The 25,110-nt window shown below is 72.5% G+C and carries 28 protein-coding genes; 21 read left to right on the forward strand and 7 right to left on the reverse strand.

The annotated features are described in order from the left end of the window. Nucleotides 1-201: 201 nt before the first annotated feature. From hisD to ACWCPF_RS30165, 10 genes are all read left to right on the forward strand, one after another. Complete coding sequence (gene hisD / locus ACWCPF_RS30120; RefSeq protein WP_451048246.1) at nt 202-1,527, forward strand: histidinol dehydrogenase; 1,326 nt, start codon at nt 202-204, stop codon at nt 1,525-1,527. Continuing rightward, nucleotides 1,524-2,633, forward strand: coding sequence for a histidinol-phosphate transaminase (locus ACWCPF_RS30125; RefSeq protein WP_451048247.1), 1,110 nt, complete (start codon nt 1,524-1,526; stop codon nt 2,631-2,633). The genes hisD and ACWCPF_RS30125 overlap by 4 nt, the downstream gene beginning before the upstream one ends. Then, a complete protein-coding gene (gene hisB, locus ACWCPF_RS30130) occupies nt 2,630-3,223 on the forward strand; it encodes an imidazoleglycerol-phosphate dehydratase HisB (protein ID WP_451048248.1) in 594 nt (197 codons plus the stop codon). Before ACWCPF_RS30125 ends, hisB begins: the two co-directional genes overlap by 4 nt. A gap of 3 nt (nt 3,224-3,226) precedes the next feature. Continuing rightward, a complete protein-coding gene (locus ACWCPF_RS30135) occupies nt 3,227-3,391 on the forward strand; it encodes a hypothetical protein (protein ID WP_451048249.1) in 165 nt (54 codons plus the stop codon). After that, nucleotides 3,388-4,038 carry an imidazole glycerol phosphate synthase subunit HisH gene (gene hisH, locus ACWCPF_RS30140; RefSeq protein WP_451048250.1) on the forward strand — a complete coding sequence of 217 codons (651 nt, stop codon included), beginning with the start codon at nt 3,388-3,390 and terminating at the stop codon, nt 4,036-4,038. Before ACWCPF_RS30135 ends, hisH begins: the two co-directional genes overlap by 4 nt. After that, on the forward strand, nt 4,035-4,760 hold the full coding sequence (gene priA / locus ACWCPF_RS30145; RefSeq protein WP_451048251.1) for a bifunctional 1-(5-phosphoribosyl)-5-((5-phosphoribosylamino)methylideneamino)imidazole-4-carboxamide isomerase/phosphoribosylanthranilate isomerase PriA: 726 nt from the start codon (nt 4,035-4,037) through the stop codon (nt 4,758-4,760). Before hisH ends, priA begins: the two co-directional genes overlap by 4 nt. After that, nucleotides 4,757-5,155: a RidA family protein gene (locus tag ACWCPF_RS30150; protein ID WP_451048252.1), complete on the forward strand. Its 399-nt coding sequence runs from the start codon at nt 4,757-4,759 to the stop codon at nt 5,153-5,155. Before priA ends, ACWCPF_RS30150 begins: the two co-directional genes overlap by 4 nt. Further along, nucleotides 5,152-5,907: an imidazole glycerol phosphate synthase subunit HisF gene (hisF, locus tag ACWCPF_RS30155; protein ID WP_451048253.1), complete on the forward strand. Its 756-nt coding sequence runs from the start codon at nt 5,152-5,154 to the stop codon at nt 5,905-5,907. The genes ACWCPF_RS30150 and hisF overlap by 4 nt, the downstream gene beginning before the upstream one ends. A 111-nt stretch (nt 5,908-6,018) precedes the next feature. Continuing rightward, complete coding sequence (locus tag ACWCPF_RS30160) at nt 6,019-6,609, forward strand: ArsR/SmtB family transcription factor (RefSeq protein ID WP_451048254.1); 591 nt, start codon at nt 6,019-6,021, stop codon at nt 6,607-6,609. An 8-nt stretch (nt 6,610-6,617) separates the two neighbouring features. Beyond that, a complete protein-coding gene (locus ACWCPF_RS30165; protein WP_451048255.1) occupies nt 6,618-7,868 on the forward strand; it encodes an MFS transporter in 1,251 nt (416 codons plus the stop codon). 9 nt (nt 7,869-7,877) lie between these two features. On the opposite strand, the gene ACWCPF_RS30170 is transcribed toward ACWCPF_RS30165, so the two are convergent. Further along, a complete protein-coding gene (locus tag ACWCPF_RS30170; protein WP_451048256.1) occupies nt 7,878-8,513 on the reverse strand; it encodes a TIGR03085 family metal-binding protein in 636 nt (211 codons plus the stop codon). A gap of 101 nt (nt 8,514-8,614) precedes the next feature. Here ACWCPF_RS30170 and hisI point away from each other — a divergent pair, with 101 nt between their 5' ends. The 11 genes from hisI to lgt all read left to right on the forward strand — a co-directional run bounded on the left by hisI (nt 8,615) and on the right by lgt (nt 17,589). Next, on the forward strand, nt 8,615-9,025 hold the full coding sequence (gene hisI / locus ACWCPF_RS30175; protein WP_451048257.1) for a phosphoribosyl-AMP cyclohydrolase: 411 nt from the start codon (nt 8,615-8,617) through the stop codon (nt 9,023-9,025). An 11-nt stretch (nt 9,026-9,036) separates the two neighbouring features. Continuing rightward, complete coding sequence (locus ACWCPF_RS30180; protein WP_451048258.1) at nt 9,037-10,515, forward strand: anthranilate synthase component I; 1,479 nt, start codon at nt 9,037-9,039, stop codon at nt 10,513-10,515. A 70-nt stretch (nt 10,516-10,585) separates the two neighbouring features. Continuing rightward, nucleotides 10,586-11,236 carry a TIGR02234 family membrane protein gene (locus ACWCPF_RS30185; RefSeq protein WP_451048259.1) on the forward strand — a complete coding sequence of 217 codons (651 nt, stop codon included), beginning with the start codon at nt 10,586-10,588 and terminating at the stop codon, nt 11,234-11,236. 184 nt (nt 11,237-11,420) lie between these two features. Continuing rightward, on the forward strand, nt 11,421-11,681 hold the full coding sequence (locus tag ACWCPF_RS30190; protein ID WP_451048260.1) for an HGxxPAAW family protein: 261 nt from the start codon (nt 11,421-11,423) through the stop codon (nt 11,679-11,681). A gap of 79 nt (nt 11,682-11,760) precedes the next feature. Beyond that, on the forward strand, nt 11,761-12,195 hold the full coding sequence (locus ACWCPF_RS30195; RefSeq protein WP_451048261.1) for a DUF2752 domain-containing protein: 435 nt from the start codon (nt 11,761-11,763) through the stop codon (nt 12,193-12,195). A 144-nt stretch (nt 12,196-12,339) separates the two neighbouring features. After that, a complete protein-coding gene (gene trpC / locus ACWCPF_RS30200) occupies nt 12,340-13,149 on the forward strand; it encodes an indole-3-glycerol phosphate synthase TrpC (protein ID WP_451048262.1) in 810 nt (269 codons plus the stop codon). Between the two features lie 21 nt (nt 13,150-13,170). Continuing rightward, on the forward strand, nt 13,171-13,395 hold the full coding sequence (gene trpM / locus ACWCPF_RS30205) for a tryptophan biosynthesis modulator TrpM (protein ID WP_451048263.1): 225 nt from the start codon (nt 13,171-13,173) through the stop codon (nt 13,393-13,395). Nucleotides 13,396-13,474: 79 nt separating this feature from the next. After that, nucleotides 13,475-14,758, forward strand: a complete 1,284-nt coding sequence (gene trpB, locus ACWCPF_RS30210; protein ID WP_451048264.1) for a tryptophan synthase subunit beta — start codon at nt 13,475-13,477, stop codon at nt 14,756-14,758. Next, a complete protein-coding gene (gene trpA, locus ACWCPF_RS30215; protein WP_451048265.1) occupies nt 14,755-15,573 on the forward strand; it encodes a tryptophan synthase subunit alpha in 819 nt (272 codons plus the stop codon). The genes trpB and trpA overlap by 4 nt, the downstream gene beginning before the upstream one ends. A gap of 91 nt (nt 15,574-15,664) precedes the next feature. After that, nucleotides 15,665-16,441, forward strand: a complete 777-nt coding sequence (locus ACWCPF_RS30220; RefSeq protein WP_451048266.1) for a thioredoxin domain-containing protein — start codon at nt 15,665-15,667, stop codon at nt 16,439-16,441. Nucleotides 16,442-16,536: 95 nt separating this feature from the next. Continuing rightward, the gene (gene lgt / locus ACWCPF_RS30225) at nt 16,537-17,589 is read left to right on the forward strand and encodes a prolipoprotein diacylglyceryl transferase (protein WP_451048267.1); all 1,053 of its coding nucleotides are present in this window, start codon (nt 16,537-16,539) and stop codon (nt 17,587-17,589) included. A 172-nt stretch (nt 17,590-17,761) separates the two neighbouring features. Here lgt and ACWCPF_RS30230 read toward each other — a convergent pair whose 3' ends face one another. From ACWCPF_RS30230 to ACWCPF_RS30255, 6 genes are read right to left on the reverse strand one after another with little or no spacing between them, the layout of a single operon-like run. Further along, nucleotides 17,762-18,601 carry an HpcH/HpaI aldolase/citrate lyase family protein gene (locus ACWCPF_RS30230; protein ID WP_451048268.1) on the reverse strand — a complete coding sequence of 280 codons (840 nt, stop codon included), beginning with the start codon at nt 18,599-18,601 and terminating at the stop codon, nt 17,762-17,764. Then, nucleotides 18,598-19,830 carry a CaiB/BaiF CoA transferase family protein gene (locus tag ACWCPF_RS30235; RefSeq protein WP_451048269.1) on the reverse strand — a complete coding sequence of 411 codons (1,233 nt, stop codon included), beginning with the start codon at nt 19,828-19,830 and terminating at the stop codon, nt 18,598-18,600. Before ACWCPF_RS30235 ends, ACWCPF_RS30230 begins: the two co-directional genes overlap by 4 nt. 7 nt (nt 19,831-19,837) lie before the next feature. Continuing rightward, entirely contained in the window at nt 19,838-21,211 is a 1,374-nt protein-coding gene (locus ACWCPF_RS30240; RefSeq protein ID WP_451048270.1) for an ADP-ribosylglycohydrolase family protein, read from the reverse strand. Then, nucleotides 21,199-22,374, reverse strand: coding sequence for an ADP-ribosylglycohydrolase family protein (locus tag ACWCPF_RS30245; protein WP_451048271.1), 1,176 nt, complete (start codon nt 22,372-22,374; stop codon nt 21,199-21,201). Before ACWCPF_RS30245 ends, ACWCPF_RS30240 begins: the two co-directional genes overlap by 13 nt. An 8-nt stretch (nt 22,375-22,382) precedes the next feature. Then, nucleotides 22,383-23,678, reverse strand: coding sequence for an ADP-ribosylglycohydrolase family protein (locus ACWCPF_RS30250; RefSeq protein WP_451048272.1), 1,296 nt, complete (start codon nt 23,676-23,678; stop codon nt 22,383-22,385). After that, entirely contained in the window at nt 23,675-24,709 is a 1,035-nt protein-coding gene (locus tag ACWCPF_RS30255; protein WP_451048273.1) for an ADP-ribosylglycohydrolase family protein, read from the reverse strand. The genes ACWCPF_RS30250 and ACWCPF_RS30255 overlap by 4 nt, the downstream gene beginning before the upstream one ends. Nucleotides 24,710-25,110: the final 401 nt, after the last annotated feature.

Raw genomic sequence — 25,110 nt, forward strand, 5'->3', positions numbered from 1 at the left:
GCGCTCGAGCGGGGGGACCCCCATCGCGGCGGAGCCGCATATGTCAGCGCCTCGCGCCCCTAAAGGGGTGCTGCCGAACCGCTGCCGACTTCGCCCGACCTGCTTAGAGGTGAACGTCGTCTTCCGGGTTCCGGCCACGTTCTGTATCAGCCATTGATACGCGCGGACGACGCCCGAATCCGGTCTGAGAGAATTGACCGCGTGATCTCCCGAATCGATCTGCGCGGCGACGCCCTCCCCGAGGGCCCCGCCCTGCGCGACCTGCTGCCCCGAGCCGACTTCGACGTCTCGGCCGCCCTGGAGAAGGTGCGTCCGATCTGCGAGGCCGTGCATCATCGGGGCGACGCGGCGCTGATCGACTTCGCCGAGCGGTTCGACGGAGTGCGGCTGGAATCCGTCCGGGTCCCGGCGCGGGCGATCACCGAGGCGCTGGAGCAGCTCGACCCGGCCGTGCGCGCGGCCCTGGAGGAGTCCATCCGCCGCGCCCGTCTCGTCCACCGCGCGCAGCGCCGTACGACGCACACGACCCAGGTCGTGCCCGGCGGGTCGGTGACCGAGAAGTGGGTGCCCGTCGAGCGGGTCGGGCTGTACGCGCCCGGCGGCCGGTCGGTGTACCCGTCCTCCGTGATCATGAACGTGGTGCCCGCGCAGGAGGCCGGCGTCGCGTCCATCGCGCTCGCCTCCCCGGCACAGGCCGAGTTCGACGGCCTTCCGCACCCGACGATCCTCGCGGCCTGCGCGCTGCTCGGCGTCGACGAGGTCTACGCGGCCGGCGGCGCCACCGCCGTCGCGATGTTCGCGTACGGCACCGAGTCCTGCGCGCCCGCCAACATGGTCACCGGCCCAGGCAACATCTGGGTCGCCGCGGCCAAGCGCTACTTCACCGGCAAGATCGGCATCGACGCCGAGGCCGGCCCGACCGAGATCGCGGTCCTCGCCGACGACACGGCCGACCCGGTGCACGTGGCCGCCGACCTGATCAGCCAGGCCGAGCACGACCCGCTGGCCGCCGCAGTCCTGGTCACCGACTCCGTCGAGCTGGCGGACGCGGTCGAGAAGGAGCTTCAGCCGCAGGTCGCGGCCACCAAGCACGTCGAGGACCGGATCCTCCCGGCGCTGGCCGGCCGGCAGTCGGCGATCGTGCTGGTCGACGGCGTGGAAGAGGGCCTCAAGGTGGTCGACGCGTACGGCGCCGAGCACCTGGAGATCCAGACGGCCGACGCCGCCGCCGTCGCCGACCGGGTGAAGAACGCGGGCGCGATCTTCATCGGGCCCTGGGCGCCGGTGTCCCTGGGCGACTACGCGGCCGGGTCCAACCACGTACTGCCCACCGGCGGCTGCGCCTGCCACTCCTCCGGGCTGTCCGTGCAGTCCTTCCTGCGGGGCATCCACATCGTCGACTACACGCGCGAGGCGCTGGCCGAGGTCGCGCACCACGTGGTGACGCTGGCGGAGGCGGAGGACCTGCCCGCGCACGGCGCGGCGATCAAGGCCCGGTTCGAGTGGAAGGTGCCGGCGAGCAAGTGAATTTCGGAATCGACGACCTCCCCGTACGGGACGAGCTGCGCGGCAAGTCCCCCTACGGCGCGCCCCAGCTGGACGTGCCGGTACGGCTGAACACGAACGAGAACCCCTACCCGCTGCCCGAGGCGCTGGTCGAGCGGATCGCCGAGCGGGTGCGCGAGGCCGCCCGCAACCTCAACCGCTATCCCGACCGGGACGCCGTGGAACTGCGCACCCGGCTCGCGCAATACCTGACCGACACCTCCGGGTACCAGGTCGGCGCGGCCAATGTGTGGGCCGCCAACGGCTCCAACGAGGTCCTCCAGCAGCTGCTGCAGACCTTCGGCGGGCCGGGCCGCAGCGCGATCGGCTTCGAGCCGTCGTACTCGATGCACGCGCTCATCTCACGCGGCACCGGAACCGGCTGGATCTCGGGCCCCCGCAACGAGGACTTCACCATCGACCTCGCGGCCGCCGAGCAGGCGATCGCCGAGCACCGCCCGGACGTCGTCTTCATCACCACCCCCAACAACCCCACCGGCACCGCCGTCCCGGCCGAGACGGTCCTCGCGCTGTACGAGGCCGCCCAGGCCGCGAAGCCGTCGATGGTCGTGGTCGACGAGGCGTACATCGAGTTCAGCCACGGCGACTCGCTGCTGCCGCTGCTCGAAGGTCGGCCGAATCTCGTCGTCTCGCGCACGATGTCGAAGGCCTTCGGCGCGGCGGGACTGCGCCTCGGCTACCTCGCCGCGCACCCGGCGGTGGTGGACGCCGTCCAGCTCGTCCGGCTGCCGTACCACCTCTCGGCCGTCACCCAGGCGACCGCCCTGGCCGCGCTGGAGCACACCGACACGCTGCTGAAGTACGTCGAGCAGCTGAAGTCGGAGCGGGACCGGCTGGTCAGCGAGCTGCTCGCGATCGGGTACGAGGTCACGGCGTCGGACGCCAACTTCGTACAGTTCGGGCGGTTCGAGGACGCCCACGCGGTCTGGCGGCAGATCCTCGACCGGGGCGTCCTGGTCCGGGACAACGGCGTGCCGGGCTGGCTGCGGGTCACCGCCGGCACCCCCGAAGAGAACGACGCGTTCCTGGACGCGGTCCGTGAAGTCAAGAAGGAGCAGAGCGCATGAGCCGCGTAGGACGCATAGAGCGCACGACGAAGGAGACGTCGGTCCTCGTCGAGATCAACCTCGACGGCGCCGGCAAGGTCGATGTGTCGACCGGCGTCGGCTTCTACGACCACATGCTCGACCAGCTCGGCCGGCACGGTCTGTTCGACCTGACCGTCAAGACCGACGGCGATCTGCACATCGACTCCCACCACACCATCGAGGACACCGCCCTCGCGCTGGGCGCCGCCTTCAAGCAGGCCCTCGGCGACAAGGTGGGCATCTACCGCTTCGGCAACTGCACGGTCCCGCTGGACGAGTCCCTCGCCCAGGTCACCGTCGACCTCTCCGGCCGCCCGTACCTCGTGCACACCGAGCCCGAGAACATCGCGCCGATGATCGGCGAGTACGACACCACGATGACCCGGCACATCCTGGAGTCCTTCGTCGCCCAGGCGCAGATCGCGCTGCACGTGCACGTGCCCTATGGGCGCAACGCGCACCACATCGTGGAGTGCCAGTTCAAGGCGCTGGCCCGAGCCCTGCGCTACGCCTCCGAGCGCGACCCGCGCGCGGCCGGCATCCTCCCCTCCACGAAGGGCGCGCTCTAAGCCATGACCGGACTGTCGACCATCCTGATCGTCGTCGGCCTCTTCCTGGCCGGCGGCATCTACTCCTTCGTCAAGCAGGAGATGCCGAAGAACCTGATCGTGCTGCTCTCGATCGGCGCGACGATGTGTCTCGTCGCCGGCGTGATGAGGCTGGAGGTGTGGAATTGAGCAAAAGCACCGCACCCAAGAAGGTCGTCGTCTTCGACTACGGCTTCGGCAACGTCCGCTCCGCCGAGCGCGCCCTCGCCCGCGCCGGGGCCGACGTCGAGATCACGCGGGACTTCGACACGGCCATGAACGCCGACGGGCTGCTGGTGCCGGGCGTCGGCGCCTTCGCCGCCTGCATGAAGGGCCTGAGGGAGGCGCGCGGCGACTGGATCATCGACCGGCGGCTGTCCGGCGGGCGTCCGGTGATGGGCATCTGCGTCGGCATGCAGATCCTGTTCGCGCGCGGCATCGAGCACGGCGTGGAGACCGAGGGCCTGGACGAATGGCCCGGCACGGTCGGCCCGCTCCAGGCCGACATCGTGCCCCACATGGGCTGGAACACCGTGGACGCGCCGGAGGGCTCCGAGCTCTTCGCCGGACTGGACGCGGACGCGCGCTTCTACTTCGTGCACTCCTACGCCGTCCACGACTGGTCCCTGGAAGTGCTGAACCCGGCCATCCGCGCCCCCAAGGTGACCTGGTCCACGCACGGCAAGCCGTTCGTGGCCGCCGTGGAGAACGGCGCCCTGTGGGCCACGCAGTTCCACCCCGAGAAGTCCGGCGACGCCGGAGCCCAGCTCCTCACCAACTGGATCGGAACACTGTGAGCAAGCTCGAACTCCTCCCCGCCGTCGACGTCCGCGACGGCCAGGCCGTCCGGCTCGTGCACGGCGAGTCCGGGACCGAGACCTCCTACGGCTCCCCGCTCGAGGCCGCCCTCGCCTGGCAGCGCTCGGGCGCCGAGTGGCTGCACCTGGTCGACCTGGACGCCGCGTTCGGCACCGGCGACAACCGGGCGCTGATCGCCGAGGTCGCGAAGGCGATGGACATCAAGGTGGAGCTGTCCGGCGGCATCCGCGACGACGACACCCTGGCCGCCGCCCTCGCCACCGGCTGCACGCGCGTGAACCTCGGCACCGCCGCTCTGGAGACGCCCGACTGGGTCGCCAAGGTCATCGCCGAGCACGGCGACAAGATCGCGGTCGGCCTGGACGTCCGGGGCACGACCCTGCGCGGCCGCGGCTGGACCCGGGACGGCGGCGACCTCTACGAGACGCTGGAGCGGCTCAACGGCGAGGGCTGCGCCCGCTACGTCGTCACCGACATCGCCAAGGACGGCACGCTGCAGGGCCCCAACCTGGAGCTGCTGCGCACCGTGTGCGCGGCGACGGACCGGCCGGTCGTGGCCTCGGGCGGCGTGTCCTCCCTCGACGACCTCCGCGCCATCGCCGAGCTGGTGCCGCTCGGCGTCGAGGGCGCCATCGTCGGCAAGGCGCTCTACGCGAAGGCGTTCACCCTGGAAGAGGCCCTGGAGGCGGTGGCCGAGTGAGCGAGCTGCGACGCGTCGCCACCGGCGCGCCCTGGGAGGACGCCTTCGGCTACTCCCGCGCGGTCGAGCTGCCGAACGGCCTGGTGCTGGTCTCCGGCTGCACCTCCATAGTGGACGGCCAGATCGCCGGCGGCGGCCCCTACGAGCAGACGGTCAACGCCTTCAACGTCGCGTTCGCGGCACTGGGGCGGCTGGGCCTCGGCAGCGACGACGTCGTGCGCACGCGCATGTACCTCACCCACGCCCGGGACGTGGACGAGGTCGGACGCGCGCACAAGGAGCTGTTCGACGCCGTCCGGCCCGCCGCGTCCATGATCATCGTCTCCGGCCTCGTGGACCCGAGTCTGGTCGTCGAGGTCGAGGTGGAGGCGTTCCGAGGGGAGTCCGCACCATGAGCCTGGCCGTACGAGTCATTCCCTGCCTGGACGTGGACAACGGCCGGGTCGTCAAGGGCGTCAACTTCCAGAACCTGCGCGACGCGGGCGACCCCGTCGAGATGGCCAAGGTCTACGACGCCGAGGGCGCCGACGAGCTGACGTTCCTGGACATCACCGCCTCGTCGGGCAACCGCGAGACGACCTACGACGTGGTGCGCCGCACCGCCGAGCAGGTCTTCATCCCGCTGACCGTCGGCGGCGGGGTGCGCGCTCCCGAGGATGTCGACAAGCTGCTGCGGGCGGGCGCCGACAAGGTGGGCGTGAACACCGCGGCCATCGCCCGACCCGAGCTGATCAAGGAGATCGCCGAGCGGTTCGGCAGCCAGGTCCTGGTGCTGTCGGTGGACGCCCGGCGCACCGCGTCGGGCAGCTTCGAGGTGACGACGCACGGCGGCCGCAAGGGCACCGGCATCGACGCCGTCGAGTGGGCGCACCGGGCGGCCGAGCTGGGCGCGGGCGAGATCCTGCTCAACTCGATGGACGCGGACGGCACGAAGGACGGCTACGACCTGGAGATGATCGCCGCGGTGCGGGGGCATGTGACGGTCCCGGTCATCGCCTCCGGCGGCGCCGGCCGGCTCGCCGACTTCCCGCCGGCCGTCGAGGCGGGCGCGGACGCGGTCCTGGCGGCGTCGGTGTTCCACTTCGGCGACCTGCGGATCGGTCAGGTGAAGGACGCGCTGCGGGGCGCCGGACACCCCGTGCGGTGAGCCTGTAAGCCCCGTCCACCTGGTGGGCGGGGCTTACTCGTGGGCAGATGCAAAAGGAAAGTTGCGCAACTTGTATTGCGCAAGTTTTCTTTCGCATCTACGGTGAGGGTTGTGACCGACCGTGAGAGAGACCGCAGCATCAAGGACGTGGGCACGCTCAAGGCGATCGCCCACCCCCTGCGGGCGCAGCTGTACCGGTGCCTGACCCTCGCCCGCAGGGCGACCGCGTCCCAGCTCGCCGACCAGGTCGACGAGGCCGTCTCGCTGGTCAGCTACCACCTGCGCAAGCTCGCCGAGCACGGTCTGATCGAGGAGGCCGAGGCCCAGAGCACGGACGGCCGTGAGCGCTGGTGGCAGCCCTCCTCCGACGGCATCGCCATCCATGACGCGGATTTCCGGGACGCACCGGAGAAGGCCGCCGCGCACACCGCGGCGAGCCGCCTCTTCTTCGACCAGCGCACCGAGATGTACCGCCGCCACCTCGACGAGCGGGCCCACTGGAGCGACGCGTGGAAGACAGCGTCCGACTCCTCCGAGTGGCTGCTCCGACTCACCGCCGAGGAACTCGCCACGCTCTCCAAGGACATGTACGCCGTCGTCCGCAAGTACGAGGAGCGCGGCAAGGCCGCCGAGGCGGCGGGCGACACCGAGGGCCGCGAGAACGTCGCGGTGCACACGTACGGCTTCCCGTTCCGATTCTGAGAGGGCCCATGTCCGCGCCCCGCACGCTCACCGAGCACGCGCGCGTAGCCGAGCGCGACGCCCACCGCGATCCCAATGTCCTGCGCTGGCTCGGGGGATACCTGTCGTCCTCGGTCGGTGACAACGTCTACTACCTCGCCCTGTCCTGGGCCGCCGTCCAGGCCGGCAGCCCCGCCCAGGCCGGGCTCGTCACCGCCGTCAGCGCCGTGCCGCGCGCCCTGCTGATGCTGGGCGGGGGAGTGATCGCCGACCGCTACGGGCCCCGTCGGGTCGTCGTGGGCAGCACCGGCGTGCGCTGCCTGCTGGCCCTCACGGCGGCCGTGCTGCTCCTCGCGACCGGCCCCGGGCTGTGGACGCTGGGCACGGTGGCCGTCGTCTTCGGGATCGTCGACGCCGTCTTCCTGCCCGCCGCCGGCGCCCTGCCCGCCCGGATCACCGGCCCCGGACAGCTCGCCCGGGTACAGGGCATGCGCGGCCTCGCCGTCCGGCTCGCCAACGTGCTCGGCGCTCCGCTCGGCGGCCTGGGCATCGCCCTGGGCGGCACCGCGGGGGCCTTCGGGCTCGCCGCCCTGCTGATCGGCGCGTCCCTCCCGGCGCTGCGGGCCGTGCGGGTCGGACCACTGCCGCCGGACGACACGAACACCCGCGTCGGCGCCCTGGCCGAACTGCGCGACGGGCTGCGCCACATCGGACGCGACCCCGTCCTGCGCCCCCTGGTGCTCTTCGCCGCCCTCGCCGACCTCGGATTCGTCGGACCCATGAACATCGGCCTGACCCTGCTTGCGCAGCAGCGCGGCTGGGGCGCCTCCGGCATGGGGCTGGTGCTCGCCGGGTTCGGCGTCGGGGCCGGAGCGGCCTCGTCGTTGCTCGCCTGGCGCGGCCGGGTGCCGCGCGCCGGCCTCGTGACAGCGCTCACCAGCCTGGCCGGCGCCGTCGCGATCGGCGCCCTCGCGCGCGTGCCGACCGTCGCCGGGGCGGCCGCCGTGGCCCTCGCCATCGGGCTGCTCGCCGGACTGGCCGGGGCCCTCACCGGGGCGCTGCTCCAGGCCCACACGGGTCCCGCCTACCTCGGCCGCGTCACCTCGGTCTCCACCCTGGTCGGCTTCGGCCTCGCGCCCCTCACCTTCCCGGTGGTCGGCCGGGCCGTCGAGGCATGGGGCACCGGACCGGTGTTCGCGGGCTGTGCCGCGGTGTGCGGACTGAGCGCCGTCGTCGCTCTGGCCTCAGGGCAGCTGCGCCGGGCCGAACTTCCCCGCTGAGCCGCCCGCTCAGATCCCGAGCTGCTTGCCGGCCGACAGCTTGGTGATCGCGTCCTGCTCGCCGTCCAGCTCCACCTTGGCGACGCTCTGCCGGCCGTACAGGAACAGCAGCAGCTCCGACGGCTCCCCGGTCGCCGTCACCACCGGCGTGCCCCGGTTGGCGACCGCCGTGCGGCCGTCCGCGCGGCGCAGGACCAGGCCCGTCGCGGCTCCGCGGCCCATCAGGCGCGCGGTGCGCTCCAGCCGGGACCACAGCGCGTCCTGGAACACCGGGTCGAGCTCGCGCGGCGTCCAGTCGGGCTGGGCACGGCGGACGTCCTCGGTGTGGACGTAGAACTCGATCGTGTTCGACACCTCGTCGAGCTGCTTGAGCTGGAAGGGGGAGAAGCGCGGCGGACCCGTGCGGATCAGCTGGAGCAGCTCCTCGTACGGCTTGGCGGCGAACTCCTCCATCACCTTGTCCAGGCGGGACGCGAGCTGCTTGATCAGGATCCCGCCGGCAGCGTCCGGACGGCGCTCGCGCACCACCACGTGCGCCGCCAGATCCCGGGTCTGCCAGCCCTCGCAGAGGGTCGGCGCCTCGGGACCCGCGGTTTCCAAGAGGTCGGCGAGCAGAAGCCGTTCACGCTTGGCGAAAGTCGACATGGAGTCAGCCTACGACCACGTACCAGGTCCGCCCACCCGTCGCCCGACCAACCAGTGGACACAGCCCGTCACTGTCAGTGGCGCGCGGCACAATGGCAGGCATGACCAGCACGCCCCAGCCCAGCACCCTCGACCCCGAGATCGCCGCGCGCCTCAGGCGCAGCGCCGACGGGCTCGTCCCCGCCATCGCCCAGCAGTACGACACCGGCGAGGTGCTCATGCTCGGCTGGATGGACGACGAGGCGCTGCACCGCACGCTCACCACCGGCCGTTGCACCTACTGGTCGCGCAGCCGCCGGGAGTACTGGGTCAAGGGCGACACCTCCGGCCACTTCCAGTGGGTCAAGTCCGTCGCCCTCGACTGCGACGCCGACACCGTGCTCGTCAAGGTCGACCAGGTCGGCGCCGCCTGCCACACCGGCGCCCGCACCTGCTTCGACGCCGATGTGCTCCTGAAGGACGCGGACGACGCCGGCGGCGTCGATTCCGGCGTACCCGCCTCGGATCAGTAAGGTCAGCCGCCATGGACCTCGAGACGTTCCGCAAGCTGGCCACCGACCGCCGGGTCATCCCGGTCACCCGCAAGCTCCTCGCCGACGGTGACACCCCGGTCGCGCTCTACCGCAAGCTCGCCGCCGAACGCACCGGCACCTTCCTGCTGGAGTCCGCGGAGAACGGCCGCTCCTGGTCCCGGTACTCCTTCGTGGGCGTCCGCAGCTCGGCCACCCTCACCGCGCTCGACGGACAGGCCCACTGGCTCGGCACCCCGCCCGTCGGCGTCCCCGTCGACGGCGACCCGCTCGCCGCGCTGCGCGCCACCATCGAGGCCCTGCACACCCCCCACCAGGAGGGTATGCCGCCCTTCACCGGCGGCATGGTCGGCTACCTCGGCTACGACATCGTCCGCCGCCTGGAGAAGATCGGCCCCGGCGAGCGGGACGACCTGCGGCTCCCCGAGCTGACCATGCTCCTGACCAGCGACCTCGCCGTCATGGACCACTGGGAGGGCTCCGTCCTGCTGATCGCCAACGCGATCAACCACAACGACCTCGACACGGGCGTGGACGAGTCCTACGCGGACGCGACGGCCCGCCTCGACGCCATGGAGGCCGACCTCGCCCGCCCGGTCGCCCAGCCGCCCGCCGTCCTGCCGCCCTCCGAGCTCCCCGAGTACACCGCCCGCTGGGGCGGCCCCGACTTCCAGGCAGCCGTCGAGGACGTCAAGGAGCGCATCCGCGCGGGCGAGGCCTTCCAGGTCGTCCCCTCCCAGCGCTTCGAGACGGCGTGCACGGCGAGCGCGCTGGACGTGTACCGGGTGCTGCGCGCCACCAATCCCTCCCCGTACATGTACCTGTTCCGCTTCGAGGGCTTCGACGTCGTCGGCTCCTCCCCGGAGGCCCTGGTCAAGGTCGAGGACGGCCATGCCCTGGTCCACCCCATCGCCGGCACCCGGCACCGGGGGGCCACCCCGCAGGAGGACCAGGCCCTCGCCGACGAACTGCTCGCCGACCCCAAGGAACGCGCCGAGCACCTCATGCTCGTCGACCTGGGCCGCAACGACCTGGGCCGGGTCTGCGAACCGGGCTCGGTCGAGGTCGTCGACTTCATGTCCATCGAGCGGTACTCGCACGTGATGCACATCGTCTCCACGGTCACCGGCAAGGTCGCGACCGGCCGCACCGCGTTCGACGTCCTCACCGCCTGCTTCCCGGCCGGCACCCTCTCCGGCGCCCCCAAGCCGCGCGCCATGCAGATCATCGACGAACTGGAGCCCTCCCGCCGCGGCCTGTACGGCGGCTGCGTGGGCTACCTGGACTTCGCGGGCGACTCCGACACCGCCATCGCCATCCGCACGGCCCTGCTGCGCGACGGCACCGCCTACGTCCAGGCCGGCGCGGGCATCGTCGCCGACTCCGATCCGGTCGCCGAGGACCAGGAGTGCCGCAACAAGGCGGCGGCCGTACTGCGCGCGGTCCACACCGCAAACCGGCTCGCCGGATAACCGCCGTCCGGACAGTGGGGCGCGTATCACGTGAACCCCGGGTGACGGTTCGCCCGGGCTTCAGGCGATAGTGGGGTACGTGACTGCTGCTGTTCCGCACCCCCGTTCCGAAGCCGCCTCCGCCCGGTCGGGCCGTCTGAGTCTCGCCGTCGCCCTGCTGGGCGGCGCGCTGGGCGCGGCCGTGGCCCTGCTGTCCACCCGGCAGCAATGGTCGGAGGGCACGGCGACGGTCGCCGGCGGCGCCTTCCCGCTGACCGCCACCGGCAGCGACGTCACGGGCGTGCCCGCGGCGCTCGCCATAGTGGGCCTCGCCGCGCTCGTCGCCGTCTTCGCCGTCCGCAGGGCCGGACGCCTCGCCGTCTCCGCCCTGCTCGCGCTCTCCGGCGCCGGGATCATGACCGCCGCGCTGCTCGGCGCCACCGACGGCGCCGCCCTCGACGAACAGGCCGCCAAGGCCTCCGGCGACACCACGGCCACCGTCGCCTCCTTCACCCACACCGCCTGGCCGTACGCCGCGGCCGTGGGCGGCGCCCTGATCCTCCTGGCCGGCCTGCTCGCCCTGCGCTACGGCCGGCTGTGGCCCGCCATGTCCGGCCGCTACGAGCGCGACGGCGCCCCGCGCCCCCGGCGCACCGCCCGGCCCGTCGACCCCGACCGCCCCGAGGACATGTGGAAGGCCCTGGACCGCGGCGAGGACCCGACGGGCGCGGATCCGGCCTGACCGCCTCTCCCGACCCCTCCCGCCCCCTCCCGACCCCTTCCGACCACTTCGGAGCCGGTTCTCGATGTGGTGAATCAGACGCAACCGATGACCACCCCCGCGTCCGTTACGCGTGCGCGTACGGGACAATGGACGATGAGCGTCCGGCTCGGACGGACACAGAGACAGCACTGAGGAGCAACACATGGCGGGCAGTAGCCACGGACACACCCCGGCCGCCTGGACCGGTGTCACCATCGCGATCGTCGGGTTCTGCGTCGCGGGCGCGTTCATGGTGATGGCCGAGCCGCTCGGCTTCTGGGCCGGCATGGCGATCGTGGCTCTCGCCGGCGTCGTCGGCATGGCGATGCGCGCGGCGGGCCTCGGCCAGCAGCGGACCGCGCACCCGGTGCACCGGGTCGCGGCGCCCACCGCGACCCGTGAGCCGGCGAGCGTCGAGGGCTGAGTCTCCCGCGACTTGATGAGGGGCGGCCGGTGCGCAACCGGCCGCCCCTCACGCGCGCGTGGCGCAGCCACGGGGCACAATGCGAGGCGTGAACGCCGACCGCCAGAGGGTGACGTCTACGACCGTCGGACGACTGGCCGTGCCCGCCGGGATCCTCGCGGCCGTCGCCGGGGCCTTCGCCTACGTCGGAGCCGTCGACCCCAACGAGCCCGGCCACTATCCCGCCTGCCCCCTGCTGCGCTACACGGGCCTGTACTGCCCCGGCTGCGGCGGCCTGCGCAGCGCGCACGCCGTCGTGCACGGCGACTTCCAGGCCGCCCTCCAGGACAACGCGCTCGCCGTCCTGGCCTATCTGGGCTTCGCGGCTCTTTGGACCGTCTGGGTGGTCCGCGTGGCCCGTGGCCGGCCGATGCGCGTCGACCTCACCTCGGTGCAGCTCTGGGCGGCGGGCGCGTTGCTACTGGTCTTCACGGTTGTCCGGAACCTGCCGGTCGGTGGCTGGCTACACCCTTGATCAACAGGCGGACGTCCAGGTACTGGGACCGCCGTCAACCGGATGTGAGGCCTTCGCCTTCCTCCGGATACCATCGCAGTGACCACCTTTTTCGCTGGTCGCTGGAACTGTCACCCGTCTCTCAGCTGGAAGGGGGCCGCTCGCGTGAGTGTGCTCGACGAGATCATCGACGGAGTCCGTGCCGACCTCGCGGAGCGGCAGGCGCGCGTCGGCCTCGACGAGCTCAAGGAGCGCGCGGCGAAGGCGCCCGCGGCCAAGGACGGGGTCGCGGCACTGCGCGGCGACGGCGTCAAGGTCATCTGCGAGGTCAAGCGCTCCAGCCCGTCCAAGGGCGCGCTGGCCGCGATCGCCGACCCGGCCGGCCTCGCCGCGGACTACGAGGCGGGCGGCGCGGCCGTCATCTCCGTCCTCACCGAACAGCGCCGCTTCGGCGGCTCGCTGGCCGACCTGGAGGCCGTCCGCGCCCGCGTGGACATCCCGGTCCTGCGCAAGGACTTCATCGTCACCTCGTACCAGCTGTGGGAGGCCCGCGCGTACGGCGCCGACCTCGCCCTGCTGATCGTGGCCGCCCTCGAACAGTCGGCCCTGGAGTCGCTGATCGAGCGCGCCGTCTCCATCGGCCTGACCCCGCTCGTCGAGGTCCACGACGAGGACGAGGTCGAGCGCGCGGTCGACGCGGGCGCGAAGGTGATCGGCGTCAACGCGCGCAACCTGAAGACCCTCGAAGTGGACCGGGGCACCTTCGAGCGCGTCGCGCCCGAGATCCCGGCCCATATCGTCAAGATCGCCGAGTCCGGCGTCCGGGGCCCGCACGACCTCATCGCCTACGCCAACGCCGGCGCCGACGCGGTCCTGGTCGGCGAGTCCCTGGTGACGGGACGCGACCCGAAGACGGCCGTCGCCGACCTGGTCGCAGCGGGCGAACACCCGGCACTGCGCCACGGCCGCAGCTGATCGTTCGATAGGCTTCCCCCGATGAACCTCACGACGGCCACCACGGACCGGTACGCCCGCCTCGCGCGCGGCTGCCGCCCCCGTGGCTGCCGCGCGCCCGCCCGCAGGGTGCACGGCCGTCGCGTGCGTTACGTCATCGGTGACGAACCCGGGCAGGTCAACGGCCGCCGATGGCAGCGCCCCTTCAGGGGCGCGGGGCTGTATTTGATGTGCGGCTACCGCCGCGAGGGCGCGACCGGCCACTGACGGCCCGCAGCCGACGAACATATCCCCGCCCCCACGGCGAACAGTGTCTTTTTTCACGCACTCACCGTGAGGTATACGCATGCCCAGCGAGTTCTTCATTCCCGACCCCGAGGGTCAAGTCCCGAGTGCCGAAGGCTACTTCGGCGCGTTCGGCGGCAAGTTCATCCCGGAGGCCCTCGTCGCCGCCGTCGACGAGGTCGCCGTCGAGTACGACAAGGCCAAGCACGACCCCGAGTTCGCGCGCGAGCTCGAAGACCTGCTGGTCCACTACACCGGCCGACCCTCGCAGCTCACCGAGGTCCCCCGGTTCGCCGCGGAAGCGGGCGGCGCCCGGGTCTTCCTCAAGCGCGAGGACCTCAACCACACCGGCTCCCACAAGATCAACAACGTGCTCGGCCAGGCGCTGCTCACCAAGCGCATGGGCAAGACGCGCGTGATCGCCGAAACCGGCGCGGGCCAGCACGGCGTGGCCACGGCCACCGCCTGCGCCCTGTTCGGTCTCGACTGCACGATCTACATGGGCGAGATCGACACCCAGCGCCAGGCCCTCAACGTGGCCCGCATGCGCATGCTGGGCGCCGAGGTCGTGGCCGTGAAGTCCGGCAGCCGCACGCTGAAGGACGCCATCAACGAGGCCTTCCGCGACTGGGTCGCCAACGTCGACCGCACCCACTACCTGTTCGGCACGGTCGCCGGCCCCCACCCGTTCCCGGCGATGGTCCGCGACTTCCACCGCGTCATCGGCGTCGAGGCCCGCCGCCAGATCCTGGAGCGCGCCGGCCGCCTGCCCGACGCGGCCGTCGCCTGCGTCGGCGGCGGCTCCAACGCCATCGGCCTCTTCCACGCGTTCATCCCGGACGCCGGCGTCCGGCTGATCGGCTGCGAGCCGGCCGGCCACGGCATCGAGACCGGCGAGCACGCGGCCACCCTCACCGCCGGCGAGCCCGGCATCCTGCACGGCTCCCGCTCCTACGTCCTCCAGGACGACGAGGGCCAGATCACCGAGCCGTACTCCATCTCGGCCGGCCTGGACTACCCGGGCATCGGCCCCGAGCACTCCTACCTCAAGGACAGCGGCCGCGGCGAGTACCGCGCGGTCACCGACGACGCGGCCATGCAGGCACTGCGGCTGCTGTCGCGCACCGAGGGCATCATCCCGGCCATCGAGAGCGCCCACGCGCTGGCCGGCGCCCTGGAGGTCGGCAGGGAACTCGGCAAGGACGGGCTGATCATCGTCAACCTGTCCGGCCGCGGCGACAAGGACATGGACACGGCCGCCCGCTACTTCGGGCTGTACGACACCGACGCCGAGGTCGCCGCCAACGCGGCCGACACCGCCGAGATCGAGGGGGACGCCAAGTGAGCGGCAACATCCAACTGCTGTCGGACACCCTCGCCGCCGCCAAGGCGGACGGCCGGGCCGCGCTCATCGCCTACCTCCCGGCCGGGTTCCCGACCGTGGACGGCGGCATCGAGGCGATCAAGGCCGTCCTCGACGGCGGCGCGGACGTGGTCGAGGTCGGGCTGCCGCACAGCGACCCCGTCCTCGACGGCCCGGTCATCCAGACCGCCGACGACATCGCCCTGCGCGGCGGGGTGCGCATCGCGGACGTCATGCGCACGGTCCGCGAGGCCTTCGAGGCGACCGGCAGTCCGATTCTCGTCATGACGTACTGGAACCCCATCGACCGCTACGGCGTCGAGCGCTTCACGGCCGAGCTGGCCGAGGCGGGCGGGGCCGGCTGCATCCTGCCGGACCTGCCGGTGCAGGAGGCGGCGCTGTGGCGGGAGCACGCCGCGAAGCACGGCCTCGCGACGGTTTTCGTCGTGGCGCCGAGCAGCAAGGACGCACGGCTCGCGCAGATCACCGAGGCGGGCAGCGGCTTCGTCTACGCCGCCTCGCTGATGGGCGTCACCGGCACCCGTGAGTCGGTCGGCGCGCAGGCCCAGGACCTGGTCGAGCGGACCCGGGCCACCGGCACCGGCCTGCCCGTCTGCGTCGGCCTCGGCGTCTCCGACGCCCGGCAGGCGGCCGAGGTGGCGGGCTTCGCCGACGGAGTGATCGTCGGCTCGGCCTTCGTCAAGCGGATGCTGGACGCGCCGGACGACGCGGCCGGCGTCGAGGCGGTCCGCGCGCTCGCGGGCGAGCTGGCGAAGGGCGTGCGCGGACAGGCGTGAGCCGTCAGGCGTAACGGGAGGTCAGGTCACCCGAACGGGTGGACCTGGGGTCGGGGAGGCGCAATGCGCCTCCCCGGTTCGTTCTGGGGGTGTGAGCGAGAAGAATCGTGACGGAAAGCGCACTGCCCGGGAGCGGCTGGCGGCGGAGCGCGACAAGCAGAAGGCCGCCGAGCGGCGTCGGCGCACACTGATCGTGAGCGCGAGCGTGGTCTGTGTGCTGGGGCTGGCCGCCGTGATCGGCGTCGTCGCCGCGAACTCCGGCAAGGACGACAGCAGCGACAAGGCGGGCCCGGTCGTGGCGCCCTCGGGCGCGCAGGGCGAGGACGCGCTCGCGATCCCCGTCGGCAAGGACACCGCCAAGTCCACGCTCACGGTGTGGGAGGACTTCCGCTGCCCGGCCTGCAAGGCCTTCGAGACGGCGTACCGGCCCACGATCCATGAGCTGGCGGAAGCCGGAAAGCTCAAGGTCGAGTACCACCTGGCCACCCTCATCGACGGGAACATGGGCGGCAGCGGCTCCCGCAACGCGGCGAACGCGGCGGCCTGCGCACAGGACGTCGGAAAGTTCACCGCCTACCACGACGTGCTGTTCGAGAACCAGCCGGAGGAAACGAAGGACGCCTACGCCGAGAACAGCAGACTCATCGAGCTCGCGGCCGAGGTCGACGGTCTCGACACGCCCGCGTTTCGCAAGTGCGTCGAGGACGGCACGCACAGCAGCTGGGTCGACAAGTCCAACCAGGCCTTCCAGAACGGCCACTTCGGCGGCACCCCGACCGTGCTGTTCAACGGCAAGAACATCTATCAGGACCAGTCGATGACCCCGGCGAAACTGAAGCAGATGGTGGAGGACGCCGACAACGGGTGAGGCAGCGGTGGGCCCGTTTCACACCCGCCTGTTATGGAGCCGTTGCCGGGCTGCCCGCCGTCGGCCCGGTCCGGCAGGGTAGCGTCGACCCTGCCATGGAACTTGCCTACATTCCCAGCCCGTCGCACGGAGTGCTGTACCTCGGCCCCGTTCCGCTGCGCGGCTACGCGTTCTGCATCATCATCGGCGTCTTCGTCGCGGTCTGGCTCGGCAACAGGCGATGGGTCGCCCGGGGCGGGCGGGTCGGCACGGTGGCCGACATCTCCGTCTGGGCGGTGCCCTTCGGACTGGTGGGCGGCCGGCTCTACCACGTGATCACGGACTACGAGCTGTACTTCAGCGAGGGCCGTGACTGGGTGGACGCGTTCAAGGTGTGGGAGGGCGGCCTCGGCATCTGGGGCGCGATCTCGCTCGGTGCGGTGGGCGCGTGGATCGGCTGCCGTCGCCGGGGCATCGCACTGCCCGCGTACGCGGACGCCATCGCGCCCGGCATCGCGCTCGCACAGGCCATCGGCCGCTGGGGCAACTGGTTCAACCAGGAGCTGTACGGCAAGGAGACCGACCTCCCCTGGGCGCTGCACATCACGTCCTCGGCGGACGGCCGGGTGCCGGGCTACTACCACCCGACGTTCCTGTACGAGTCGCTGTGGTGCATCGGCGTCGCGCTCCTCGTCATCTGGGCCGACCGCCGCTTCAAGCTGGGCCACGGCCGGGCGTTCGCGCTCTACGTCGCCGGGTATTGCGTGGGCCGCGCGTGGATCGAGAACATGCGCGTCGACGACGCCCACCACATCCTCGGCCTGCGGCTCAACGTCTGGACCGCGCTGATCGTGTTCCTGCTCGCGGTGATCTACATCGTGATCTCGGCGAAGAAGCGGCCGGGGCGCGAAGCGGTCGTCGAGCCGGGGGCGGAGGCCTCCGGCGGTGATGCGGAATCCGACGGTGACGGCGATGGCGACGCCGACGGCGATGACGAGGGCAAGGACGAGGGCAAGACGGAGGGCGCGGCCAAGGATGACGCCGAGGCGGATGCCGACGTCGAGGCCAAGGCCAAGGACGGTGTCGAGGCGAAGGGCGAGGCCGACGCCGAGTCCGACGGTGCTGATGTGAAGCAGGACGAAGCCGAGTCGGCCGGTAAGAAGAGCTGACTGCTGGTCGTACATACGACGAGGGCGCCCGGGATTGCCGGGCGCCCTCGTCGTCTGTGCCGCGATGTGCCGTCGTTTTGCTGCGGCGCCGTTGTGGCTGGTCGCGCAGTTCCCCGCGCCCCTTCAGGGCGTTGCCGAACCGCAGCTGACTTCGCCCGACCCCGCTCAGGTGCTACGTGCTAGGCGCTGTGCGGGCCAGTGAGAGGGTGCGGTGGGCCGTGGCCACCACTGCCGCGTCGATGAAGCGGCCGTCCGGGAGGGCCTGGGCGCCCTGGTCGGTGGCTGCGGCCTTGACGATCGTCTCGGCGTCCTCCAGCTCCTGCTGGGTGGGCAGGTAGGCCCGTTCGATGATCGGGAGCTGGCGGGGGTGGATCGCGGCGCGGCCCAGGAAGCCGAGGGTGCGGCCGTGGGCGCAGCTGGTGGCCAGGCCGTCCAGGTCGCGGATGTCGGGGTGGACCGACTGGGGTGGGGGTGCGAGGCCGGCGGCCCGGGCGGCGACGACCACGCGGGAGCGGGACCAGTCGAGGCCGGCGTCCTCGCGGACGCCCAGGTCGGCGCGGAGGTCCGCCTCGCCGAGGGCGATGCCGCGCAGGGAGGGGTGGGCGGACGCGATGGCGAAGGCGTGTTCGATGCCGAGGGCTGTTTCCAGCAGGGCGTGCAGCGGGGTGGCCCCGGCGTCGGTGCGGGGCGCGGTCTCGGCGACCCGGGTGATCTGGTGCGGGGAGGTCACCTTGGGCAGACGCAGGCCGGAGACCCCGGGGAGGGCGGCCATCGTGCGGACGTCCGCTGCGGCGAACGGGGTGTCCAGGGCGTTCACCCGGACGTGGACCGGGACCGGCTGGGGTTCGGACAGGCGTTCGGCGGTGGCCGTGCGGGCGTACTCCTTACGGTCCGGGGCGACCGCGTCCTCCAGGTCGATGATGACGACGTCGGCGCCGCAGGCAAGGGCCTTGGTGACGGTAGCTGGGTGGTCACCGGGGACGTAGAGCCAGGTCAGAGGGGGTGCCGTCATAGGGCGCCCTCGGTGCGCAGGGCGCTCAGCTCGGTCGGGGTGAGGCCCAGCTCCGTCAGCACGGTCTCGGTGTCGGCGCCGTGTGGGCGGCCGGTCCAGCGGATCGCGCCGGGGGTCGAGGAGAGCCGGAAGAGGACGTTCTGCATACGGATCCGGCCCAGTTCCGGGTCGTCCACCGCGGTGATGGTGTCGAGGGCCTGGTACTGGGGGTCGGTCATCACGTCCCGGACGTCCTGGATCGGGGCGATCGCGGCCTCGGCCTTCTCGAAGGCGGCGAGGACGTCGGTGCGGCTGCGGGCGGCGATCCAGGCGCCGACCGCCTCGTCGAGGACGTCGGCGTGGGCGGCCCGGTCCGCGCCGGTCGCGAACCAGGGCTCGTCGATCAGCTCGGGGCGGCCGACCAGCCGCAGCACCCGCTCCGCGACCGACTGGGCCGAGGTCGAGACGGCGACCCAACTGCCGTCGGCCGTGCGGTAGGTGTTGCGCGGGGCGTTGTTGGCGGACCGGTTGCCGGTGCGGGCCTGGACGTAGCCGAGCTGGTCGTACCAGAGGGGCTGGGGGCCGAGGACGGTCAGGATGGGCTCGATGATCGCCATGTCGACGACCTGGCCCTCGCCGGTGCGCTCGCGTGCGGCGAGGGCCGTCATGACGGCGTAGGCGGTGGCCAGGCCCGCGATCGAGTCGGCGAGGCCGAACGGCGGGAGGGTGGGGGAGGCGTCGGGTTCTCCGGTGATCGCGGCGAATCCGCTCATCGCCTCGGCGAGGGTGCCGAAGCCGGGGCGGTGCGCGTAGGGGCCGAACTGGCCGAAGGCCGTGACGCGGGCGAGGACCAGGCGGGGGTTGGCCGCCGACAGTTCCTCCCAGCCGAGGTCCCACTTCTCCAGGGTGCCGGGGCGGAAGTTCTCGATGATCACGTCGGCGGTGGCGGCGAGCCGCAGGAGGGTGGCCCGGCCGCCGGGCTTGGAGAGGTTCAGGGTGATCGTGCGCTTGTTGCGGCCCAGGAGCTTCCACCACAGGCCCACCCCGTCCTTGGACGGGCCGTGGCCTCGGGACGGGTCGGGCCGGGTGGGGTGCTCGACCTTGACGACCTCCGCGCCGAAGTCGCCGAGCATGGTGGCGGCGAGGGGGCCGGCGAAGAGGGTGGCCAGGTCGAGCACGCGCACGCCGTGCAGGGGAGCGGTCTTCTCGTTGGTCGTTGTGGTGGTGGTCTCGGTGGTGGTGTCGGTCATGACGCGGTCATGGCTGGGAAGCCTCCCGGTGGGTGAGGGACCAGGTGAGCTGGGCCAGGGCGTCGAAGCCGACGCCGTTGAAGTCGGCGACGGAGGTGGCCAGCCGGTTCTTGAGGGGGGCCGTCCACTGCTCGGGGAGGGCGGCCGGGTCGCCGGTGAGGAGGGCGGCGATGCTGCCGGCCGTCGCGCCGTTCGAGTCGGTGTCCCAACCCCCGGACACCGCACGGCAGATGGAGCCGGTGAAGTCGCCGTCCGCGTGGGTGAGGGCGGCGGCGATCAGGGCGGTGTTGGGGACGGCGTGCACCCAGTGGGCGGTCTTGTGGGCGGCGTGGAGTTCGTCGACGACCGTGTCGAAGTCGGGGTGTTCCTCGGCGAGTCGGACGGCGTGGGCGACGGCCCGGGCGAGGCGGGAACGGGGTGGGACGACGCTCAGTCCGGTGCGCAGACAGGCGTGGACGTCGTGGGCGCCGGTGGCTGCCGTGGCGATGGCGGCCGCCGTGAACATCGCCGCGTAGACGCCGTTGGCGGTGTGGGTGAGGACGGCGTCCCGGTGGGCCTGCTCGGCCGCGGCGGCCGGGTCGCCGGGGTTGGTCCAGCCGTGGACGTCGGCGCGGATCAGCGCGCCGATCCATTCGCGGAAGGGGTTGCGGAAGCGGGCGGTCTGCGGGGGCTCGATGCCGTCCAGGAGGTTGCGGTAGGCGACGCGTTCGGCGGTGAAGGTGCGGCCCGCGGGGAGTTCGTCCAGCCAGAGCCGGGCGACGTCCGCGGTGGTGAAGCGGCTGCCGTGACGCTCCAGCAGGAGGAGGTTGAGGAGCGGGTAGTTGAGGTCGTCGTCCTCGGGCATGCCGTCGATGTTCTCGGCGAGGGTGGTGGGCGCCGAGCGGCGGTTCCAGGGGTGGGCGTCGAGCAGCGGCTGCGGGACTCCCCGGGCGGTGAAGTAGGAGCTCAGCGGCCAGTTGCCGGTGGCGCGGGCGAGGTCGCGGATGGCGTCGAGGGGGAGTTTCTCGACGGGCTTGCCGAGCAGACAGCCGACGGCCCGGCCCAGCCAGGCGGCTTCCAGCCGGGACGGGGAGGGGGCTCCATCGCCGTCGGGCGGGCTCGGCCACTGTGGGCACAGGGCCCTGATCTGCACCAGTTCGGTCGGCTCGTCGTCCGTCAATCTGCTGGGCAGGTCGGCCAGTTCGTCCAGCAGGTCTTCCGCGAGGAGCCGCAGATAGCGGGAGACGCGGTGGGGGGAGGCGCCCGCTCGGGGCGGCGGTTCGCAGCCGCCCGCCGCCTTCCAACGGGCGGCGATCGCCCATGGCTCGCGGCCGTCCTCGGCGGCCTGGCGCAGTTCGTGGCCGAGGAGGTCCTCGGGCTGGACCCAGGTCAGTCGGAGCATCGCGGGCCTCCGAGGGCGCGGAACGCCTGCTCACGGGTGCGGTGGCGCTCGGTGTCGCGGTCGAAGACCTCGCGGGCGACCTCGGTGAGCGTCGCCGCCGGCTGCCAGAGGTCGAGCCGGCTGGCCTCGGCGACCTGTTTCGACCAGTCCTCCGGGACCGGCGAGCCGAGGGCGCCGGCGATCGCCCCCGCCATCGTCGCGATCGAGTCGCAGTCGCGGCCGTAGTTCACCGAGCCGAGGACCGCCTGCCGGTAGTCGCCGTCCGCGACCAGCAACATGCCCAGGGCGATGGGGAGTTCCTCGATGGCGTGCACGCGGGAGGGGCGGCGGGCGGCCAGGGAGGGCCGACGGTAGTCGGGGCCCACCGTGTCGTACGGCGCGACCGCCTCCCGCAGCGGGACGAGCGCGGACTCGAAGTCGGTGTGGCGGGACGCCGTTTCGCAGACCTGCTCGATCGCCGTGCGGGTGCCGTCCTTCGCCAGGGCGAGACAGGCCGTCACGACCGACCGCGCCGTCGCGCCCGGAGCGCACGCGGCCGCCACCGCCGCCGCGAAGACGCCTGCCGCCTCACGGCCGTACGACGACTGGTGGGCGCCCGCGATGTCCAGCGCCTCGGCGTACGCGCCCGCCGGATCGGCCGCGTTGACCAGGCCCACGGGGGCCATGTACATCGCCGCACCGCAGTTGACGATGTTGCCGACGCCGGCCTCGCGGGGGTCGGCGTGGCCGTAGTGAACTCTTGTCACCAGCCATTTCTCCGCCAGGAAGATCCGCTGGAGGGGGAGCGCCTCGGCCTCCAGCTCCGGGATCCAGCGGGGGGTCGTCATCAGGTCCGGGACCAGGTGGTCGGCGATCGCGTAGGCGTCGAGGTGGTCGCGGACCGTGGCGTAGACCCTGATCAGCGCATGGGTCATCAAGGTGTCGTCGGTGACGTGCCCGTCGCCCTTGTGGTACGGGGCGATGGGGCGGGCGGTGCGCCAGTCGTCGCCGTTCCAGGGGCCGACGACGCCGTGGACCCGGCCGCCGTGCCGTTCGACGATCTGCTCGGGGGAGTAGCCCTCGACGGGGCCGCCGAGGGCGTCGCCGACGGCCGCGCCGACCAGGGCGCCGGTGATGCGCTCGGCGAGGGGTACGCCGTCGCTTTCTTGTGGTTTGGGGCTCATAGACCGAATCATCCTCCTGGTGGGGCCGGTTGTGTGGCTTCCAGGAGTTCGGCGAGTTCCACCAGATCCGTTCCGGTGAGCCGGGGCAGCACGCAGCCGGAGAGGGCGCCGCAGCTGTCCCGCCACGAGGCGGGGATCGCGGCGCCGCCGCCCAACGCGCCGGTCAGCGCGCCCGCGAGGGCCGGGGCCGAGTCCGCGACCCGGGACAGACAGGCCGCCGCGGGCACCGCCTCGGAGATCCGGCCGTGGGACGCCGTCACCAGGGCGAGGGCCACCGGGACCGTCTCCGCCGCCGCGATGCCGTAGCTGTAGACGTGGTCGACGATCTCGTGTTCCAGCAGGGGGATGAGCGTGAAGGCGCTGTCGGCGTCGTGGGCCAGCTTGAGCGCGTGCCGGGCGTTGCGGCCGATCTCGGTGTGCTCGGGGAGTTCGGCGAGCGCCGCCGTCACACAGGCTTCGGGGTCCGCGCCGACCAGGGCCAGCGCGAGGGCCGCCGCCATGGCGCGGGCGCCGTGCACTCCGTCGCCGTCCTGGGTGTAGCGGGCGTCGAACTCGGCGAGTTCGGCGGCGAGTCGGGGGTCGCCGGGGTGGGCCACCGCGAGGACGCAGGCGCGTACGCAGGCCGCGTCGTCGAAGTAGTGGGGGTTGTCGTGGCCGGTGGCGGGGGGCCGCAGTCCGGCGGCGAGGTTGCCGAGGCCGGCCCGGACGGAGATCCGGGCGCGCAGCGGGAGGACGGCGGACTCGATCTCGGGGGCGCGGTCCGCCGCCGCGGCGACCTCGCTGGCCAGGGCGTTCCAGGCGAGGTCGATCGCGGCGCGCATCCGGCGTGCCCTGCTGAGGTCGCCGAGGGCGGTGTCGTCGCCTGCCCGCAGGACCGCCTCCGCGGCGAACGCCGCCCATTCGGCGTCGTCGGAGGGGCCCAGGCGCAGCGGTTCGGGGGGCTGGTTGAGGGCGATGGGGACGGGGAGGGTGGTCGTCGCGTTGTGCTCGGCGAAGGTGTCGAGTTCGCGGGTGAGGCGGCGGGTCCACTCGGGCATGCGGGCGGCTCGGTGGCGGGCGGCGGGCCAGCCGGCGGCGTCGCCCGCGGCGAGGCCCAGCAGCAGGCCTTCGATGCGGCGCGCGTGCCGCGGGCGCGCGGACTCCACGGCCTGCGCCGCGCCTTCGGCCCGGTCGTTGCGGCCCGTACCCACCGGTGGGGCGGTGCTGACGACGGCGGTTGCGTCGTCGGCGTCCGTCGCGGTGATCGGGTGCGCCGTCGCCGTTCCCGCCGACATGCCCTCGTCCCACGGTCCCGGCGGCCTCACGGTCGTGCCTCCGCCCCGGCGTGGCCCATCAGGCTCGGTACGAGTTCCTCCGCGATCATTCCCTCGCCCCACTTCCCGCCCTCTTCGGGCACCAGCAGCTCCGCCACGTCCAGGACGTGGTGGCCGGCCATCGACGGGAGGCAGCTGCCGCGGGCGGGGCCGATGGCGGCCGCCCAGTCCGCCGGGATCGCGGCGACGCCCCGGGCGGCGCCGGCCAGCGCGCCGGCCACCGCGGCCGTCGTGTCCGCGTCGCGGCCCATGTTCACCGCGGTGAGGACGGCTTCGCGGAAGTCGCCGTCGGCTGCCGCGTACGCGCCGAAGGCGAGGGCGACGGCCTCGGGGGCCAGGTCGGTCCAGGGGTAGCCGCCGATGACGACGGCGGAGCGGACCGCGCGTTCGCCCCGGTGGGCCACGGCCACCGCGCGGCGCAGGGAACGTGCCGTCCAGGAGTCCTCGGGGACCACCGCCAGGGCCGCGGCCACCACCGCCATCGTCGACGCGCCCGCCATCGCCGCCGCGACTCCCGCCGCGACCGCCTGGCCGCCGAAGATGCCCTCGCCGTCGTGGCTCACCGCGCCGTCGATCGCGACGAGCCGGGCGGCCTCCGCCGGGCGGCCCGCGGCGAAGACGCCGAAGGGCGCCGCGCGCATGGCCAGGCCGTCGCTCCAGGCGTGCCGGTGCTGTGCCGAGATGGGCGCCGCGAGGCCGCGGCGGAGGTTCTCCAGAGTGCCGCGTTCGCTGAAGCCGGCGCCGCGGAAGGGGCCCTCGTCGAGGTCGGCGATCCACTGGTGCCAGGCCGACTCCACATGGGCGGGGGTGAGCGCGGAGCCGTGGCGGGCGAGCAGCAGACCGGAGAAGATCGCGTACTCGGTGTCGTCGGTGCCGGCCGGCCGGTCGGTGACATAGCCCGTGATGCGGCCCCAGCGGGCGCGGATCTGTGACGGCTTCATGTTCTCCGCGGGGGCGCCCAGGGCGTCGCCCACGGCGAGGCCGAGCAGGGCGCCGCGGGCCCGTTCACGGATCGATGGCATGCGCGGCCTCTCCTTCGGGGGTCCCGCACGGGCGCGGAACCCTTTGCGGATGTGTCCCACCATCGGCGGTTGACCTCAGCCTGAAACCTCTTCATGTCACCCGGTCGACATTTGTGCAGGGCCTTGATCGAATGAGCGATCGAAGGTAAAGCCGCAGGTTGGGGCGGCCTCACCAAGGCCGGCCGGGCTGCTCGCGCCGGTGTGACGTACGCCCTGGGCAGCTTGCGGGGAGGGGCCGTAGGATAGATCGGATGCTACTTATGCGTTGGGCCGCATAAGTAGTCGTTACTGACTGGTTTCGGCTGCTTAACCAGCGGGCATGAGCCGTAAGCGCTGTGGGCAATGACGCCTGCGGCGCACTCGCGGGGTGAGTGACGCCGCTCCCCTCGCCTTCCGGACCG

The organism is Streptomyces sp. NPDC001858 (assembly GCF_053594615.1).